The following is an 18,995-nucleotide window of genomic DNA, read 5'->3' on the forward strand; positions in this document are numbered from 1 at the left end:
ATATTTGATGAAAGCAGCACGTGCAGTACTTGAATTTTTAAAAGGGGCAGGGGTGAAACATATTTTTGGGATTCCGGCAGGCTCTGTTAATGCAATATTCGATGAGCTTACCGAAATACCGGAAATTACCCCTATCGTAACGAAGCATGAAGGGGCTGCCTCCTATATGGCAGCAGCGTATGCAAAATATACAAATCAATTGAGTGTATGTGTTGGATGCAGCGGTCCTGGAGGAACAAACCTTGTAACTGGTGCAGCAAATGCGATGCGGGAACATTTACCTGTATTATTTTTAACCGGTGCCGTTCCCGTGAACACAATTGGGTTAAATGCTTCACAAGAATTAGATGCCGAACCAATCTTTCGTCCAGTCACCAAATATAGCACTAGAGTGGACCAATCCAAGGATTTGCTTAAGGAAATTGTAAAAGCTGTTGAAATTGCGGTATCTGGAGTACCAGGTCCTGTTCATATTGCTATGCCGATTGATATTCAACACGAAGAAGTAGAATTACAAACTATTCCAGTTCCTCCGAAAAGAAAACCGATTGTTCCGAAACTAGAAATTATTAAGGAAGCAGCAGCTCAATTAGTAAAAAGGAAAAATGGTTATATCTTAGCCGGCCAAGGGGTTCGAAATTCTGTAGACCAGCTTTTGGAACTGGCGGAAATTCTGCAATGGCCAGTGATGGTTACACCTCAAGCAAAAGGTTATGTCAGGGAGAATCATCCACTTTTTGCCGGAGTTTTTGGTTTTGCCGGTCATGAATCAGCGTCCCAATTAATAAATGAAGGGGATGGACAGGCTTTATTGATTGTTGGTTCAAGCTTAGGAGAAACAGCAACCAATAATTATAACGGTAATATTACGAAAAATCGCTTTACCGTTCAAATGGATTTTGATGAAACCGTATTTAATCGAAAATATAAGATTGATATTCCCGTGTTGGGAGATATCAATTTAAGTCTTGCCTTTTTAATAGAGGAATTAAGGGAACTGGGGATTCATAAATCAAGTATGGAGATTGTTAAGAAGAATAAAGAAATAACTGGGGATAAAAATGAATATAACACGAAAAATGTCTTGTTTAATCTCCAAAAGTTTATGCCTGCATCTACCCGATATACAGTTGATATCGGCGAATTTATGTCCTATGTTATTCAATACATGAAAGTGCTGGATTCTGATTCTTATAATATCAATGTACATTTCGGGGCAATGGGAAGCGGAATTGGTTCTGCTATCGGTTCTAAACTTGCCGAACCGGAGCGCCCAGTCGTGTGTATAACTGGTGATGGCTGTTTCTTCATGCATGGAATGGAAATATTAACTGCGAAAGAATACAATTTACCAATCTTATTTGTTGTCATGAACAATGCGCGCTTAGGAATGGTCTACCATGGACATGCCCTGCAATTTCAGCGCACACATCCATCCTTTGAACAAGAAGGCATCAATATTGCCGCGATGGCTGCTGCCATGAATATTCCAAGTTATCGTGTGAATGAATTGGCGGATTTAAAGGAAGATGTCATTCAATCCTTAATGGAGGGAAATGGACCGGCTGTTTTAGAGATTGCATTAGTGGATAATAATATTCCGCCAATGGGAGATCGTGTGAAATTTCTATCTTCATTTGGGAAATAGAAGCATATAGGGACGGGCTGAATTGGCCAAGTAAGTTAAAAAAACGGGTGAGTGGGGAGAAAAAGCCTCGCTCACCCTACTTTTAAGGGATAAGAAAATATAAAATTTTTCAACATCTAAATAATTTAACAAGTTTAATCTTGTCTAGCGTAAGCAGATATCGGCTAGCGGATTTCTCCGTCTCCTCCCTACGATAAGTCAACATCAGTTGAAAATGGGAATGCGATTTTCACTTGTTCGTGAACTACCTCACTGTGTTTCCTTTATCTCGAGCCTGCGACTACGAAATCCGTACGCCGATGAGCAAGGCGCTTGCGCTTTTCTTATAATGAAAGATAGGATTTCTGAATAACTTTTATAATTGCACCCATTGTTTGCCCCTTAAAAGCATCAGGGACTGCTTTTCCAGTCGGATTGCTATAATAGTAGCCTCCTACTTTATCGTTAAAAGTGTATCCCAATTGAATTAAATCCTGTTGGAGTTCTTCCGGAAGCTCTATTTTTCCTGTGTGCTCCTTAAAATATTCCGTTGGATACACCCACGCATCAACATCATTATCTCCAGTATGGACAACAAATAAATCTTGCTCATGACGTACCATCCATTGATTTTTTGAAAACAACGATATCCGAGCTTTTTCCAAAGAAGCAATTGCGTCCAAATTGATTCCAAACATCTCATTGATCATTTTGCGGATATCTGCCCCAGTAACGTTAAATTCATGCGCTTCCATGTATGAATTGATTACCGATAACGAGCTAACAGAACTGCTTGTAGATGAGACTGTCTTAGTTTTTAAATCAAAACCGAAAAGCAGATTTATTATTTTGCAAATTCCTTCACTATCAAGGTTTCCAGCAAATGAATTCACCCACTTATCCATTGCTTCAATCTTTGACAACGATTTTAGTTGAGTATTTAACTCTTCTTCCGATTCTACTCCAAATACTTTTGTAAGTTCCTCTATTAATTCAGAGGAGCACATGTTTAGAATTGTCATTAAAAGATATCTCCAATCATGATGATGTAGTATAAATTAATTATACAATTTGGTAGTAATTTACGGATAGATAATTTTTTGCAGATCTAATCCGGATAACTCATCATTCAGTGTAAATCTGTTATTTTTTTTCACCAAACAAACATCAGTATGTAAATCTATCGAAATCAAACTGAAAACTTCCATTGATAAAATGAAAGTTAGCTATTTTCTACATAAAACATTTAGGAAAAGGGGAGATAGATGATGGATGAACATGTGAAAAAATCATTAGAAGAATGGAAGGAAGAGATTGGGGAGCTTCTACTGAAAATTGATTTAGAATACGAAGAAGTAAAACAGGAGCTGCAGGTATATTCATATAAATTCAGCATAACGAAACAAGTACTTCAATCCACCGTAAACGGCGATATTCTCCGAAATATCCGTGAATTATACCTTAGCCCCTTCGAACAGAAATTCAATCAATTGAAAGAGATCATTAAGGATCTGGAAGAAAAGAAAAAGGTCTTTCAACTGTTTATTGATAAGATTGATAAGGTGAAGGGGAATGGAGACGATAATGTGAATATAGGTACAAAGGAATATACTTCTGTATAAATATATAATTTCTTAATGAATCAAAAACAGATTACTTCACTTCATTGAAAAATGATATAAGGCTAAAAAAGAGGATTCGCTCATGTGAATCCTCTTTTTCAATATTGTACACTGTGTGTGGACAAAATACTCATTTGTCCACGAGCGGTGCCAGGCACCATTGGTAATACCAGCGGCAATATTAATTTTCAAAAAATTTAAAATGATGATTGACAGTCTACTTGAATTCCATTATTCTATGTTTATAACATATGTAACGGTTATTAACAAATGTTAAAATCAACAGAAAAATTCCACAAAATGTAACATATGTTACAGTTCCTCTAGTGAAGTATTTAAATATTTACCGAAAATGAAAGCGCTTAAAAGATTTGTTGACTTTCTAAAGATCAATAAAAAAGGAGGTGTGCATCATGAAAATCGCTATTATTGCTTGTGCGATACTTGTTGTGCAATATGCGTTTTCACTTATTCAAATTCGTTATTACCGAAGAAGCATTAATAAAATTGTAGGCGGTTACAAGGGGGATGATGGTTTTTACATGTTTTCGGGTATGGAGCGAAATAAGTTCCGACCAGGGGCCATTGCGATTCTAGTTGTTGATAAAGAATATATTGTTCACGAATGTCACATGTTAAAGGGTATTTCCGTTTTATCAAAGTTTAAAGAAATGGAACAGTACAAGGGGCAGCATGTTGGAACTATCTTAAATGATGTAAATGAAAGTTTTCCTGGTAAAGATAAGAGGAAGAAAATCCCTGCCTTCGGGAAAGCCCTTTTAAAAGCTGGGGAAAATGCGATTGTAAATATTTCAAAACAAAATATTTCGGTAGGTTCATAGAAAGGGGTATGTTGAATGGATTGGATTAAATGGTTAGGAGAGCATTTCATCGGAATGTTTGATGCAGGCGGCAAGCAATTCATGGGTCTTGTTACAGGAATCATTCCTACATTAGTGGTACTTTTAACATTTACTTACGCGATTATGAAATTTATCGGGGAGGAGCGAGTAAACCGGGCCATTCAATTCGCATCCAAATATATGCTGCTTCGTTACACCTTAATGCCAATTCTTTCCGTGTTAATTTTAACGAACCCAATGGCATATACATTCGGACGTTTTTTACCTGAAAAACAAAAGCCGGCTTTTTATGATTCTGCCGTTTCTTTTGTTCACCCGGTTACATCCTTTTTTCCATATGCGAATGCAGGTGAATTGTTCGTATATCTTGGGATAGCAAATGGAATTAAGCAAGCAGGGTATTCCATGTCGGAACTAGCAGTTCGTTACTTTATTGTCGGTATTATCGTTATTCTATTACGCGGAATTATTACGGAATTAATCACAAAATATATAGCAAAAAGAATGGAAGCGAAGTCAGAATAAGGAGGGGGAGTAAATATGAGTTATCAAGCTGTTTTTGTTTCGAAAGGTCCAGGTGGATGGGGAGTCGGTCTTCATATTGAACCACAAGGTAAAAAGACAAAAGTTGTTTCTATTACCGGAGGCGGTATCCATCCAGTTGCACAAAAAATTGCTGAGCTTACAGGTGGAGAAGCTATAGATGGTTTCAAGAATGCCGTGCCGGAAGATGAAATGATGTGTGTGGTCATCGACTGCGGTGGTACAGCGAGAATTGGTCTTTATCCAATGAAGCAAATTCCTACCATTGATATTCTCGCATCCTCCCCTTCCGGTCCGCTTGCTAAGCATATTACGGAGGATATATTTGTATCTGGTGTTACGGAAAAACAAGTTACACTTGCTGAAGGTTATACAGAATCAGCAGGAGCTCAAGAGGTTGCAGAATCAAAATATAATGTGAAAGATAAAGAAGCTTTTAAAAAAGAATATGATCAATTGAAAAAAGAAAATCAAAAAAATAAAGATAATTTCCTAACAAAATTCTCGAGAGGAATTGGAAAAGTTACTGGAACTTTTTATCAGGCCGGACGTGATTCGGTTGATATGTTAATTAAAAATATCATTCCGTTCATGGCATTTGTCAGTTTATTAATCGGAATTATCAATTATACTGGTATAGGGAATCTTATTGCACATTCATTATCTCCGCTTGCAGGATCGCTTTGGGGATTACTAATTATCGTTATTGTGTGTACGTTGCCATTTTTATCACCGGTGCTTGGACCTGGTGCCGTCATTGCACAGGTAATTGGGGTGTTAATTGGTAGTCAAATTGCGTTAGGACATATTCCTCCACAGTTTGCCTTACCAGCATTATTTGCAATCAATGGTCAAGTAGGCTGTGACTTTATCCCTGTTGGTTTATCATTAGGAGAAGCTAAACCTGAAACGGTGCAATATGGAGTACCAGCCATTTTATATAGTCGATTAATTACTGGAGTGTTGTCAGTAATTATCGCTTACTTTGCAAGCTTTGGCATGTTTTAAAAATCAAGGAACTATGCGTATGAGCTAACGAAATAGCTCATACGCATAGTTTATTCATCTTTATAAAATAGAAGAAAGGATAAGAATATGGCTCTACAAGAAAATAGAAGAATCCTGATCAAGGTTGCCCAAATGTATTATGAAGAAGGCGCTACCCAATCAGAAATTGCAGAAAAAATAGGGGTAAGCCGTTCTCTTATTTCTAAATATCTTACAACGGCGAGGGAATTAGGAATTGTAGAGATTACGATTCATGATGAACATGACCCGCAATATCGCAGATTAGAGAGGAAAATTGAAAGATTATATGGTTTAAGGGAAGTAGTATGTATTGATAGTGTTGGATTGGAATCCTCCAAAAAACAGCTTGGGGAAGCAGCAGCACATTATTTATTAAGAATGATTAAGGATGGCCAAATCATTGGGATTTCTTCGGGAACAACCTTACATGAAATGGCTAAAGCCTTAAATTCTCCACAGCCATTCCCATCGGTTACAATCGTACCTTTAGTAGGAGGAGTTGGAAATGAAAGAGTGGATATCCATGCGAATTATTTAGTTGCGAAAATGGGCGACTCCCTGCAAGCAAACTATAAACTTCTTCACGTTCCTGTAATGGTCGATTCAAAGGAGGCAAAGGATGTCTTAATACGACAGCCATCGATTCGAAAAATACTTGAACTGGCTGAAGAATCCAGTATTGCAGTGGTAGGAATTGGTGGTAGTCCGGAACATTCCACAATGGTGAAATCTTACCTTGGCTCTAATCATCAAGAAATTACTCAAGACGGAGGAATTGTCGGGGATATTTGTTATAACTTTATCAATAAATTTGGAAAATCTGTGCCAAATTCTTGGAATGAACGTGTGATTGCAATCGAGCTTGAGGCATTGAAAAAAATCCCACTTGTAATTGGAGTCGCTTCAGGCTTAGAAAAAGTAAATGCCATAAAAGCAGCATTAGAAGGTAATTTAATTCATGTGTTAGTAACAGACGAAGCAACTGGTCAAGCTTTAGTTGGATAATAATAAAAAAGCTGCAAACTAGTCTTTGCAGCTTTTTACTAGTTCTTAATAACTAAAACGATTACAGAGCAGAATTTTTAGAAAGTTCCATCTTGACAGCCCTTACATTTGTGATTAAACTGAACGTATATTAACAAATGACACAAGTTGTGACAAATGATAATATTAATTGATTTTTGCCACACTATCTATCGTTTGTTATTTTCTAAATTAATTTCTTCAATGTATTAAGAAATAGATTTGTAGCGGGAAAATGGGTGAGGAGGATTAGCAAATGTCAATTTATCAACAGCTTTTACAACGTGAAAAGGAAAATAACCCAATTAAGGTCGGGGTTATAGGTGCAGGGCAAATGGGATTTGGAATGATTGCACAAATTTCAAGAATCCCTGGAATGTGTGTAACCGGGATATGCGATATGAATCTTGAAGCTGCGGAAAGAGCGCAAAATTTCTATAACACGCAGGCTTCTAGAAAAGAAATCATGGTTGTTACAACCGACTATCGAAAAGTAATTCAATCCGAAAATGTAGAGGTTATTGTGGATGCGACAGGTGTACCGGAAGTCGGAGCGAATATTTCTCTTGAAGCATTAAGGTCGAAGAAACATCTTGTGCTATTAAATGTTGAAGTCGATATAACGATCGGATCTATTATGCATCAGTTCTTCACCAATGCTGGTTTAGTTTATACAGGTTCTGCCGGTGATGAGCCTGCTGCTACGCTAGAATTATATGAATTTGCTAAAACAATGGGGATGGAAGTTTTAGTTGCTGGCAAGGGGAAAAATAATCCATTTATTCCAACCTCAAATCCGGATATTTGTGCTGCAGAAGCTAAACAAAAGCATATGAGTGCCCATATGTTAGCCGCGTTCCAAGATGGAACTAAAACGATGGCGGAAATGAATCTTTTAAGTAATGCAACAGGATTAGTTCCAGATAAAGTGGGGATGCACGGGGTAGAAGCCACTATTGAAACAGTTGCTGACAAATTGAACCTTATTGAAAACGGCGGTGTTCTAGAAAACTTCGGAGTAGTGGAATATGTGAAAGGTTTAGCTCCGGGTGTATTTGTGATTGTAAAATCCGATTTAGAGCCTGTAGATGAAGAGCTTCGTTATTTGAAGGTTGGAAAAGGGCCACACTATGTAATCTATCGCCCATACCATCTAGCAAGCTTGGAAACACCTATTACGATTGCCAAAGCCGTTCTTCAACACGATTCTTCTATACAGCCCCTGGGAGCTCCAATTTCGGAAACGGTTGCTGTTGCAAAACGCGATATCAAGTCGGGTGAAAAAGTGGATGGCATTGGCGGATATTCCGTACGTGGTGTCTTGGAAACTAATGCTGACATGAAGAGTAATGGACATATTCCAATTGGATTAATTAGCGGGAATATTATTGCGAAGAAGGATATTAAACTTGGACAGTTTTTAACCCTTGATGATGTAGATTTAGATACATCGACGACTGTTTGGAAATTAAGAGCACTTCAGGATCAGCTGTTTCCATCATCTATTTCGAAAAGTAGTCATCTTGTAAGACTGTAAACCAATAAAGTATTCAGTGAAAAACTCGAGTGGGCGGGCAGTTTCGTGCTGTTTTTTCGAAATCATCAAACTGGTAAGAAAAGAATATACCAGCCTATTTTTTTATGAAAAATGTTTTCATGTTTGGAGGTAAAAAACAATGACACAATCAACTGTACAAGAAATTGGTGTATTAGTTCCAACTTTCCAGGAGGATAAAATTGTGATTTTATTTGGACCAAGTGCACCCGCAGAATTACGGGAAATTTCCGTAATTCATGAATTTAACGAACTTAGTGAAGAACCACTAAGAGTAGGCGGAACGTTTTATTTTGATAATGAAGCTTTTACGATTACAGCGGTAGGGTCCCTTGCTAACAAAAATTTTAAAGAGTTAGGGCATATCTCTATCTATTTTCAAGAACCTGAAGGGGAAGTTCTTCCCGGATCAATATTTGCAAGTCCATTCCGTTTTCCAACTATTAAAGAAGGAACGGTTATTTCATTTAAATAATGTCGACCATGAGAAGCTTTTAAAATCATTTAATGATTTTAAAAGCTTTTAATTTTGGACAGAAAGTATCAAAAAAAGCAAAGTACAGTCTTTTTCAATCAATATTATGAAATTATCGAAAAATTAGCACCAATACCTTGACGAATTTCTAAAATGGTATTACGATATTTACAAATGTAACTGTATAGAACAAATGTAAAAGGAGGATGTAACATGATGTTAAGCACGGTTAAAACACCGCCTCATATTACAAATGATAAGTTAGTGGATTTATATAAGGAAATGTGGCTAATCCGTTATTTTGATGAAAAAGTCGACCAATTTTTTGCCAAAGGAATGATTCATGGTACCACCCACTTATGTGTAGGTCAGGAAGCTTCCGCTGCTGGTGCCATTGCTGCACTTAAAGAGATCGACAAAATCACAAGTACACACCGAGGGCATGGCCATTGCATTTCCAAAGGGGCTGACGCTGGCCGCATGATGGCAGAGCTCTTTGGAAAAGAAACAGGTTATTGTAAAGGAAAAGGTGGCTCAATGCACATAGCAGATGTTGATAAAGGAAACCTTGGAGCGAATGGAATAGTAGGCGGCGGAATTCCGCTTGCTGTTGGGGCCGCACTTACATCCAAAATGAAGAATAAAGGCTATGTCGTTCTTTGCTATTTTGGTGATGGGGCAAGCAATGAAGGTAGCTTCCATGAAGCTCTTAATCTAGCATCTATTTGGAAGTTGCCGGTTGTTTTCCTTTGCGAGAACAATCAGTACGGGATGAGCGGCTCTGTTAAGGAAATGACGAACATCGAAAATATTGCGGATCGTGCAAGCAGTTATGGAATTCCGGGAAAAGTCGTGGATGGAACAGATATGATCGAAATTATGAATACAGTTTATGAAGCAGTTGAAAATGCACGTCAAGGAAACGGTCCATCCCTAATTGAAGCAAAAACATATCGCTGGAAAGGCCATTCAAAAAGTGATGCGAAGAAATACCGTACACGAGAAGAAGAAGCAGAATGGAGAGAAAAGGATGCAATTAAGAAATATAAAGAACTTTTAATCCAAGAAGGATTGCTGACAGAAGAAAAAGCAGCCGAGCTTCAAGAACAGGCAAAACAAGATATTGAAGATGCTGTCAGATTTGCAGAAAATAGCCCAGAACCATCCATTGATTCTTTATTAGAAGACGTTTACGCATAAGGGGGAGCCATTGGCAATGAGAGAAATCACTTATTTAGAAGCAGTCAGAGAAGCGATGAGCCAGGAGATGAGGAAAAATGAAGATGTTTTTATTCTTGGTGAAGACATCGGTGTATATGGGGGAGCTTTTGGGGTAACTCGCGGAATGATTGAAGAGTTTGGTCCAGAACGAGTACGGAATACACCTATTTCAGAAGCAGCAATTGCCGGGGGAGCAGTGGGTGCAGCTTTAACTGGGATGAGACCGATCTTGGAGCTGCAGTTTTCCGATTTTATCACGATTGCAATGGATAACCTTGTCAACCAAGCTGCGAAGCTTCGTTATATGTACGGCGGAAAAGGAAAGGTGCCAATGGTACTTAGAACACCGGCAGGTTCTGGTACTGGAGCGGCAGCACAGCATTCCCAAAGCTTAGAAGCTTGGGTAGCCCATATTCCGGGGTTAAAAGTAGTGCAGCCTTCTAACGCATATGATGCAAAAGGACTGTTAAAGGCTGCTATGGATGATGATAATCCAGTCATTTTTTATGAACATAAACTGCTTTATAAAACAAAGGGAGATGTACCAGAAGAACAGTATTCCATCCCATTAGGAAAAGCGGATATTAAGCGTCAAGGCAAGGATGTAACAATTGTTGCCACTTCCATCATGGTTCATAAAGCACTGGAAGCAGCTGCAGTTCTAGAAAGTGAAGGAATTGATGTGGAGGTAGTTGATCCACGAACGCTTGTCCCGCTTGATGAAGAAACCATTATTGAATCAGTGAAAAAAACCGGCCGAGTAATTGTTGTCCATGAAGCTGTAAAAAGAGGCGGGTTTGGAGGAGAAATTGCAAGTGTCATTGCCGAAAGTGAGGCATTCGATTACCTAGATGCGCCGATTAAACGCCTTGGCGGTCTGCCTATTCCTATTCCATATAATCCTAACCTTGAAAAAGCAGCAGTACCTCAAGTGGAAGACATCATTGCAGCAGTCAAAGAAACGGTACGATTTATATAAGGAGGGAGTATCATGGCAAAAGAAATATTCATGCCAAAGCTTAGCAGTACGATGGAAGTAGGAACCCTCCTTCAATGGTTTAAGGAAGAGGGAGATCCGGTCGCTATGGGTGATCCGCTTTTTGAAATAATGACGGACAAAATAAATATTGAAGTAGAGTCATACGAGGACGGGTTCTTATTAAAAAAATATTTTCAAGTAGACGATGAAATTCCAGTTAATCAGGTCATTGGGTATATTGGCGAAAAAAATGAACAGGTACCAAATGAATCTCCTGGTATTTCAACAGGCGATTCAACAGGGACAGAAATATCAACGGAGCCTCCAAATAAACCGCAAAACGAAGGGCAAGAACAAAGACAAAAGATCCGAGCAACACCTGCAGCAAGACGGATAGCGAGAGAAAATTATATGGAACTTTCTCTTGTAACAGGCAGCGGACCGAATGGCAGAATACAAGAAAAGGATGTTCAGCAATTACTTTTACATGATAAAAGCAAAGTAAAAATAACACCGCTTGCTAAGAAAATAGTCGGATCGAATCAGTTAGAAATCGATTCCGTTAAAGGAACAGGCATCAACGAGAAAATTGTGAAGGACGATGTTACACCATTAATTGCTGGCCGAAAAGAACAGTCGCAACCAGCTGCTAGAAAACGTAAACGGTTATCCGGAATCCGTAAAGTAATTGGGGATCGCATGCAACAGAGTGTCAACACTGCCCCACATGTTACGTTAACAAGCGAGATCGATATGTCCAAAGTAAAAGAACTGCGAACTCAGCTGTTGCCAATCATTGAAAAACAAACTGGATATCGTTTATCTTTTACGGAAGTAATTGTGAAGGCAGTTGGACTTGTTCTTTCAAGACATGAATCTGTAAATGCTTCTCTAATTAATGATGAAATTGTTTATAACGAAGAGGTCAATATTGGTTTGGCTGTAGCGGTAGAAGATGGATTATTGGTTCCTGTCTTAAAAAATGTGAATTTAAAAGGGCTGGCAGCTATCACAACGGAAGCAAAAGAAATTGGGTCACAAGCAAGGGAGTCTAAATTACAGCCTCATCAAATGAAGGGTTCGACCTTCACTATCAGCAACTTAGGAATGTATGCAATTGATGCGTTTACACCGATTATTAATCTACCAGAAACAGCGATTCTTGGTGTTGGCAGAATCCAAGATAAACCGGTTGTCATTAACCAAGCAATTGAGATCCGTCCAATGATGACGATAAGCTTGTCCTTTGATCATCGCGTCATCGATGGAGCTCCAGCAGCAGCATTTTTAACGGAGCTTAAACGAGTCCTAGAAAACCCATTTGAATTACTAGTTTAAGAGAAAAGTGTAAGCTTCTTGCATTTCATAAATAGTAGTTTGTTAACTGATAGGCAACGAAGCTATAAAAAGAGGTGAAAACATGAACAAAACATATGACATTGTAGTGATTGGTGGTGGTCCCGGGGGATATGTTTCTGCCATTCAAGGTGCTGAAAATGGAAAAAAAGTTGCCGTTATCGAAGCAAACTTCTTAGGAGGAACCTGCCTGAATCGCGGCTGTATTCCTTCTAAAACATTATTAAAACATGCTGAAATCATAGAATCCATTGAAAAAGCTAAAAGCTGGGGAATTGAAACTGGGAAGCTCTCCTTCTCACTGGAAAAAATGAAGAGACGAAAAGATGATGTAATCCAGAGATTAAGGAATGGGATTGCCTTTTTAATGAAAAAAGGAAAAATTGATGTGTATGAAGGATTTGGGATGCTGGAGGAAGGGAATCAAATAAAGATTTTACAAGAAGAAAAGGAAGAGTGGATTCAGGCACACAATGTGATTATTGCAACAGGATCTACACCAGTTGTTCCACCTATTCCCGGATTAGATGACGTTCATTTTGATACAAGCGATACTATTTTCGACCTTTCACATATCCCGGAATCTATTACGATCATCGGCGGTGGCGTAATCGGAGTTGAATTTGCCTGTATCTTCTCCAGTTTAAAATCACTAGTAACCATAGTCGAAATGTCCGATCGATTAATACCAAGTGAAGATCCCGAAGCATCTAAGCTCCTTGAAAAAGTTTTAAAGAAAAAAGGTGTCCAAGTTTTGGTGAGCACAAAAGTTGAGAAAGTAAACAAGACTGGAAACGGAACATCCATTGTTTGCACCGATAACTCGGGAAAAGAACGAACGGTCGAAACCGAATCCTTGCTAATCAGTGTCGGACGAAGACCCAATCTTTCTGCTGTCTCCAATAGACCACTAGATATGAATGGACCATATATAAAGGTAAATAACAAAATGGAAACGAATGTACAAAATGTATACGCCGTAGGTGATGTAATAGGAGGCTATCAGCTTGCCCATGTAGCAAGTGCAGAAGGCATTGTTGCTGCAAATAATGCTTCGGGAACTGCAGACCAAATTGATTACAAAGTTGTTCCAAGATGTATTTATACTTTACCTGAAATCGCCAGTGTCGGCATGACCGAAGCGCAGGCAATTCAAAAAGGTTTATCCGTAAGGTCGGAAAAATTTGACCTCATTGGAAACGGAAAAGCTTTAGCACTTGGCGAAACGGAAGGATTCACCAAATTAGTCTATGAAGAAAAATATGGAGAAATCATTGGTGTCACCATGGTTGGACCGCATGTAACGGAAATAATTTCTGAAGCTTCTGCCTTTATGTTCTTAGAAGGTACCATTGAGGAAGCAGCAAAAATGATTCACCCACATCCAACCGTTACAGAAACGTTTTTCGAGGCAGCATTGAGGGTAAGGAATGAGCAAAATAAGAGCATACAGCAGCAATTATAGAAAGCTATCTTTTAACAGTGCTAGAACAGTCATGAAGTTGTTCTAGCACTATTTTTTTGTGGAAAAGAAGGTAGGATAACAAGGACTTTTATGATAATTATATCAGCATTTAAACAATTAAATCTGGAAAATTATCTCAGTCCAATCTTGAACAAAAATGAAAGGTATAGTGGGAAAAAAGTTGGGATGAAAACGGTTACAAAACTGTCAGAATACCAACTATAATCAGAATATAAGGAGGTCTCATTTATGTTCCTTGATGATCGAAGCGTCAATTTGCTACATGAATTGATTAGAAATCCTCAAATAAAAAATAAGGAACTGGAAAATAAATTTCATTTAAGCAGAAGACAAATTACCTATTCCTTGGAAAAGATAAATCAGTGGTTATCGACAAATCAACTATGCCCTATTACCAAAAGTAAAAATGGATTTTTTATTATTGATAAAAAAGTATTTGAGCATTTTTCAGAAGGGGAGTCGGAAAATCGTCCTATTGAAGAATATTTACCAACAGAAAGGGAAAGAGCAATTTTAATTATTTTATATTTATTAGGCAAGAAAGAACCGATTTCTCTTTTTCATATTATTCATCTTCTTAATATAAGCCGAAATACCGGGATTAGTGATATTAAAATAGCAGAGGAGGTGGTTAAGAACTATTCACTTTCTATTATGTATACCCGACAAGATGGTTATGAAATTGTTGGAGATGAAATACAAATTCGAAGGCTTTTAATAGAAGTGGTAAAATCCGTCTTGAATTTTTATAAAGGCCATAGATATTTCGAGAAAATTTTACAGATGGACATTACGGAAATGAAAGAAAAGATTAAGTCTATCGAGAAATCACTGAATATTCATTTAACAGATGAAAGTTACGAAAGTCTTCCTTATATAATAGAGATTATTTTTCAGAGAATTGAACAAGGAAAACTCTTACATGCCAAGTTTAATATCGATTTAGAGGAACTTGCTGACACTGAAGAATATGTTGCATCTGAGATGTTATTAAAAGAGGAACAGGATTTGCCGTTCACAGAGAGAATCTGGTTAACGTTACAGCTGTTAACTTCAAATGTGAGGTCCGCCGACCTTTTAACCGATGAAAGAATAAAAGATTTACAATCCGTTATTAGACGGATGTTAGAGCTTTTCGAACAGAGATCCTGTATTTTCATAGCGGACAAGGAAGAAATCGTTGGGAAACTAATGCTTCATATGCGCCCGGCTTATTACAGGATAAAGTATCATTTAACATTAAAAAATCACTTTCCTGAAAAAATATTAGAAGAGTATCAAGAATTAAATGAAACGGTGGCAGCTTCTATTTCTCCACTTGAGGATTTAATTGGTGAGAAACTGCCTCCAAGTGAAATAGCTTTTATTACGATGTTTATTGCGGGGCAACTTATTAAACAAGGGGAACAATTGAATAAAAAGAAACGGGCATTGGTAGTTTGTACAAACGGGTTGACGATTTCCAAAATCATGATGCATACCCTTAGTGAATTATTTCCAGAGTTTTGCTTTGCGGAAAGTCTTTCTTTAAGGCAGTTTCAAAGTTACAGACAGGAATATGATATTGTTTTTAGCACTATTCCCGTTCAAACAGAGAAGCCTATGTTTTTAGTAAATCCTTTAATGACAGTATACGAAAAAGAATCTTTAAGAAAACAGGTTATTAATAAGATTGATAAACAAAGCTATTCTAATATCCATATTAATAGATTAGTGGATACCATTAAAGAGCACGCCATTGTAACGGATGAGGTTGCTTTATTAGCCTCCCTATCAAGGCTGTTTCAAATGGCACATGGAAAAAATAACAAGGAATTAATAAAAAATGTAAATTATGATTTAAAACAATTTTTGCCTAGTGAATTTATTCAAATGAAGGAGAGAGTGAATAACTGGCAGGAAGGAATTAGCGTTGCATGTCAGCCTTTACTGGAAAGAAATATTGTTAAATCATCTTATGTAAGAACTTTAATTGAAGAAAATGATCATCAACATCTCTATAGCTTTTTAGGGAAAAGAATGGCCATTCCCCATGCAGCTCCTGAAAAAGGAGTAATGGCAGATGCATTCGCCATGCTTATTTTAAAGGAACCCATTCCTTTTAAAAACGGACACAAGGTATCCATTATTACACCATTAGCAATATTTAATCAAAACCGCCATTTAAAGGCTCTTTCTCAGCTAGCAGAGCTTGCGGAAGATGAAAAAAGAATTTCAAGAATACTAAAAGCGCGGGATGTGTCCGAGGTCTGGTTGATGATAAATGGAGCATGCTAGGAGGAAGTAAAATGTTCTTTGATAAAAAAATTACCTTTTTTGATCTAGTAGTGAATAACCGAGATGAAGTTTTAAAAAAAATGGCTGACAAATTATATGAGGCAGAACTGGTGGATGCATCCTTTTATAACGGAATTCTAAATAGGGAAGAAGTTTTTCCAACAGGACTTTCCGCGGTTCCATGCGGAATAGCCATTCCTCATACAGATGCTGATAAAGTAATTATACCGCAAATTGCTTTTGCGTCTTTAAGAAAACCTGTCAAATTTAAACAAATGGGAAATCAGGCAGAAGATGTAGAGGTCTCCTTAATATTTATGCTTGCTTTAAAAAAGGCGGAGGAACAAATTAGTATGCTGCAAAAATTAATGGATATATTCCAAGATCAAGCATTACTTTCAGAATTTACATGCTGTAAAACACAGGAAGAGTTTGAGGTCTTATTAAGTAGAGTGGGCCTTGAATAATGTTCAATTCTGCTTACCTTTTTGGAAGAGAATACGAAATAAAGCTTAGCACTATTTAATTATTATACTTATTAAAACTAGGAGGGAAAAAGTATGTCAGTCTTACAATGGTTTGTAGACCTTGGTGCTAGTGTTATGCTGCCAATCTTGTTATTCATATTTGGAATTATATTAGGAACAAAACCTGGCAAAGCATTTAAAGCGGGATTAACAGTAGGAATTGGATTTGTTGGTTTAAATCTTGTTATTGGGTTATTGACGAGCAGTTTAGGACCAGCAGCAAAGGCAATGGTGGATCATTTTGGATTTAAACTGGGAACCATCGATGTTGGTTGGCCAGCTGCAGCTGCAATATCCTATGGTACGGCATTAGGAAGTTTAGCGATTCCATTAGGCATTGGAATCAATGTTGTTCTTCTTATTACAGGCCTTACAAGAACATTGGATGTTGATATTTGGGATTATTGGCATTGTGCTTTTACTGGCTCACTTGTCTATGCATTAACAGGAAACTTTGCGCTAGGATTATACACGATTGCTGTTCATTTAATCGTGATCTTCTTCCTTGGCGACTTAATTGCAAAGGATATTAGTAAGTTTTATGGGTTCCGGAATATTACTTTTCCACACGGTGCATCCGCGCCATCTTATCTGGTTGCAAAGCCATTAAACTGGGTATTTGATAGAATCCCAGGATTTAATAAATTGGAAGCAAATCCCGAAACTATTCAAAAGAGAATTGGAATATTCGGTGATTCTACAGTTATGGGTGTTTTAATTGGTATCATAATCGGAATATTAGCGGGTTACAATGTGAAGGAAGTTTTACAGCTGGCTGTTCAGACTGGAGCAGTTATGATGTTAATGCCAAGAATGGTGTCATTACTAATGGAAGGGCTTTCTCCAATTTCGGAAGCAGCCAGTGAGTTTGTAAGAAAAAGAATGCCTGGGCGTGACTTGTACATTGGTATGGATAGCGCATTGTCAGTTGGTCACCCAGCAGTCTTATCCGCTTCGTTAATTATTGTCCCTATTACTTTATTTTTAGCTGTTATTTTACCTGGCAACAAAGTATTGCCATTTGGTGATTTAGCCACCATTCCTTTCCTAGTTTGTTTAATGACTCCAGTGTTTAGAGGAAATATTATTCGAACCGTTGTTGCCGGAACGATTTATATGGCAATTGGTTTATTAATCGCATCCTGGGCTGCTCCGCTAATTACCCATTCTGCTTTAGCTGCCAAATTTGACATGGGCGGGAATACCAGTATTTCTGCTTTAGTCGATGGTGCAGTGTGGACGACATTTATTTTTGTCGGATTAGCAAAGGTAATCAGTTGGTTAGGTATTACCATCATTGGCGCGGTAGCTGTTGGAGGATTGGTTTACATGAATAAAATCAAGCCAAGACGCGCTGCAAAGCTAGAGAATAGTAACAGTGCAAAAATGGGGTGAAGTCCCATATCATCCCTATCAAAGATGAAAGGAGAGAGTTCATGTGTTAGAAGATTTAAAACAATTGGTTTGCAGGGCAAACAAATCTTTAAAAGAATTAAATCTCGTAAAATGGACGAGTGGAAATGTAAGCTTTCGAGATAGTAAAACTAATTTAGTCATAATAAAACCAAGTGGGGTCCATTTCAATCAATTAAAACCCGTCGACATGGTTGTGATAGATCTAGATGGTAATGTAATAGAAGGTCATTTGAAACCATCCGTTGATACAGCCAGCCATTTATACGTGTATCGAAATCGAAATGATATTCATAGTATTGTGCATACCCATTCCCCGTTCGCAACTAGTTTTGCAATTCGCGGCTTGGATATTCCTTCCTATACGACAACAGCAGCTAATATATTTAAAGATTATGTCCCATGCTCGGATTTTGCCGCTATAGGAGAAGAAGAAATAGGGAAGCAAATTATTGATTGTATTGATTTATCGCCTGCTGTACTGCTTCGTAACCATGGAGTATTCACAGTGGGAAAAGATGTAGAAGATGCACTTAAGGCTGCGGTTATATTAGAAGAAACGGCAGAATACGCCCATTATGCTACATTGCATGATCCAGACCTGCTTCCTCTAAGAAAGGAAATTATTGAACAATGTAACTATTTTTATAAGACATCATATGGGCAAACAGAAAAGAAAGATCAAATTATTTGATAAAGGGTGAAGATAATGAAAAAATTATTGATTATGTGTGGAACAGGTATTGCAACATCAACGGTTGTAACAGGCAAGGTAAAAACATGGTTAGCGGAAAATGGCCTGGAAAATCAAGTACAGCTTTATCAATCGAAAATAAGTGAGGAACTAAGTCGAATTAATGACTATGATATTGTAGTTTCTACCACTCTTGTTCCGGATAATATTAAGGACAAAGTCATCGATGGTGTTCCTTTGTTAACGGGAATTGGAAAAGAAGAGATGTTTGAAAAAATTAAAGAACAAATTCTTGCGTAAGGATT

At 37.7% G+C, this 18,995-nt stretch carries 18 protein-coding genes; 17 read left to right on the forward strand and 1 reads right to left on the reverse strand.

From position 1 onward, the window contains the following. The first annotated feature begins 7 nt into the window (after positions 1-7). Entirely contained in the window at positions 8-1,648 is a 1,641-nt protein-coding gene (locus NSQ59_RS06420; RefSeq protein WP_340830212.1) for a thiamine pyrophosphate-binding protein, read from the forward strand. 323 nt (positions 1,649-1,971) lie between these two features. Here NSQ59_RS06420 and NSQ59_RS06425 read toward each other — a convergent pair whose 3' ends face one another. After that, positions 1,972-2,649, reverse strand: coding sequence for a hypothetical protein (locus tag NSQ59_RS06425; protein ID WP_340830214.1), 678 nt, complete (start codon positions 2,647-2,649; stop codon positions 1,972-1,974). Positions 2,650-2,892: 243 nt separating this feature from the next. On the opposite strand from NSQ59_RS06425, the gene NSQ59_RS06430 reads away from it, so the two are divergent. The 16 genes from NSQ59_RS06430 to NSQ59_RS06505 all read left to right on the forward strand — a co-directional run bounded on the left by NSQ59_RS06430 (position 2,893) and on the right by NSQ59_RS06505 (position 18,990). Continuing rightward, entirely contained in the window at positions 2,893-3,249 is a 357-nt protein-coding gene (locus NSQ59_RS06430) for a hypothetical protein (RefSeq protein WP_321198524.1), read from the forward strand. A gap of 413 nt (positions 3,250-3,662) precedes the next feature. Then, positions 3,663-4,091 (forward strand): transcriptional regulator GutM, encoded by a 429-nt coding sequence (locus NSQ59_RS06435; protein ID WP_205603387.1) that lies wholly within the window; start codon positions 3,663-3,665, stop codon positions 4,089-4,091. A 15-nt stretch (positions 4,092-4,106) separates the two neighbouring features. Further along, positions 4,107-4,637 carry a PTS glucitol/sorbitol transporter subunit IIC gene (gene srlA, locus NSQ59_RS06440; RefSeq protein WP_055738661.1) on the forward strand — a complete coding sequence of 177 codons (531 nt, stop codon included), beginning with the start codon at positions 4,107-4,109 and terminating at the stop codon, positions 4,635-4,637. 15 nt (positions 4,638-4,652) lie between these two features. Next, positions 4,653-5,663 (forward strand): PTS glucitol/sorbitol transporter subunit IIB, encoded by a 1,011-nt coding sequence (gene srlE, locus NSQ59_RS06445; protein WP_055738662.1) that lies wholly within the window; start codon positions 4,653-4,655, stop codon positions 5,661-5,663. Positions 5,664-5,750: 87 nt separating this feature from the next. Further along, entirely contained in the window at positions 5,751-6,689 is a 939-nt protein-coding gene (locus tag NSQ59_RS06450; RefSeq protein ID WP_055738663.1) for a sugar-binding transcriptional regulator, read from the forward strand. 274 nt (positions 6,690-6,963) lie between these two features. Next, positions 6,964-8,244 (forward strand): NAD(P)H-dependent oxidoreductase, encoded by a 1,281-nt coding sequence (locus NSQ59_RS06455; RefSeq protein ID WP_055738664.1) that lies wholly within the window; start codon positions 6,964-6,966, stop codon positions 8,242-8,244. 139 nt (positions 8,245-8,383) lie between these two features. Further along, positions 8,384-8,737: a PTS glucitol/sorbitol transporter subunit IIA gene (locus NSQ59_RS06460; protein WP_340830224.1), complete on the forward strand. Its 354-nt coding sequence runs from the start codon at positions 8,384-8,386 to the stop codon at positions 8,735-8,737. Positions 8,738-8,953: 216 nt separating this feature from the next. Beyond that, positions 8,954-9,937, forward strand: coding sequence for a pyruvate dehydrogenase (acetyl-transferring) E1 component subunit alpha (pdhA, locus tag NSQ59_RS06465; protein WP_055741147.1), 984 nt, complete (start codon positions 8,954-8,956; stop codon positions 9,935-9,937). A gap of 16 nt (positions 9,938-9,953) precedes the next feature. Next, positions 9,954-10,937, forward strand: coding sequence for an alpha-ketoacid dehydrogenase subunit beta (locus NSQ59_RS06470; protein ID WP_055738666.1), 984 nt, complete (start codon positions 9,954-9,956; stop codon positions 10,935-10,937). A 12-nt stretch (positions 10,938-10,949) separates the two neighbouring features. After that, complete coding sequence (locus NSQ59_RS06475) at positions 10,950-12,275, forward strand: dihydrolipoamide acetyltransferase family protein (protein WP_340830226.1); 1,326 nt, start codon at positions 10,950-10,952, stop codon at positions 12,273-12,275. 82 nt (positions 12,276-12,357) lie between these two features. Then, a complete protein-coding gene (gene lpdA, locus NSQ59_RS06480) occupies positions 12,358-13,758 on the forward strand; it encodes a dihydrolipoyl dehydrogenase (RefSeq protein ID WP_340830228.1) in 1,401 nt (466 codons plus the stop codon). Positions 13,759-14,007: 249 nt separating this feature from the next. Further along, the gene (locus tag NSQ59_RS06485; protein WP_340830231.1) at positions 14,008-16,056 is read left to right on the forward strand and encodes a BglG family transcription antiterminator; all 2,049 of its coding nucleotides are present in this window, start codon (positions 14,008-14,010) and stop codon (positions 16,054-16,056) included. 11 nt (positions 16,057-16,067) lie between these two features. Beyond that, complete coding sequence (locus NSQ59_RS06490; RefSeq protein WP_055738670.1) at positions 16,068-16,523, forward strand: PTS sugar transporter subunit IIA; 456 nt, start codon at positions 16,068-16,070, stop codon at positions 16,521-16,523. A gap of 93 nt (positions 16,524-16,616) precedes the next feature. Continuing rightward, entirely contained in the window at positions 16,617-17,978 is a 1,362-nt protein-coding gene (locus NSQ59_RS06495; protein ID WP_055738671.1) for a PTS galactitol transporter subunit IIC, read from the forward strand. A gap of 43 nt (positions 17,979-18,021) precedes the next feature. Then, on the forward strand, positions 18,022-18,690 hold the full coding sequence (locus NSQ59_RS06500) for an L-ribulose-5-phosphate 4-epimerase (protein WP_340830235.1): 669 nt from the start codon (positions 18,022-18,024) through the stop codon (positions 18,688-18,690). 15 nt (positions 18,691-18,705) lie between these two features. Further along, positions 18,706-18,990, forward strand: coding sequence for a PTS sugar transporter subunit IIB (locus NSQ59_RS06505; protein WP_055738673.1), 285 nt, complete (start codon positions 18,706-18,708; stop codon positions 18,988-18,990). The last annotated feature ends 5 nt before the right edge of the window (positions 18,991-18,995 follow it).

It is taken from the genome of Margalitia sp. FSL K6-0131 (genome assembly GCF_038008735.1).
Lineage (GTDB): Bacteria > Bacillota > Bacilli > Bacillales > Bacillaceae_C > Margalitia > Margalitia shackletonii.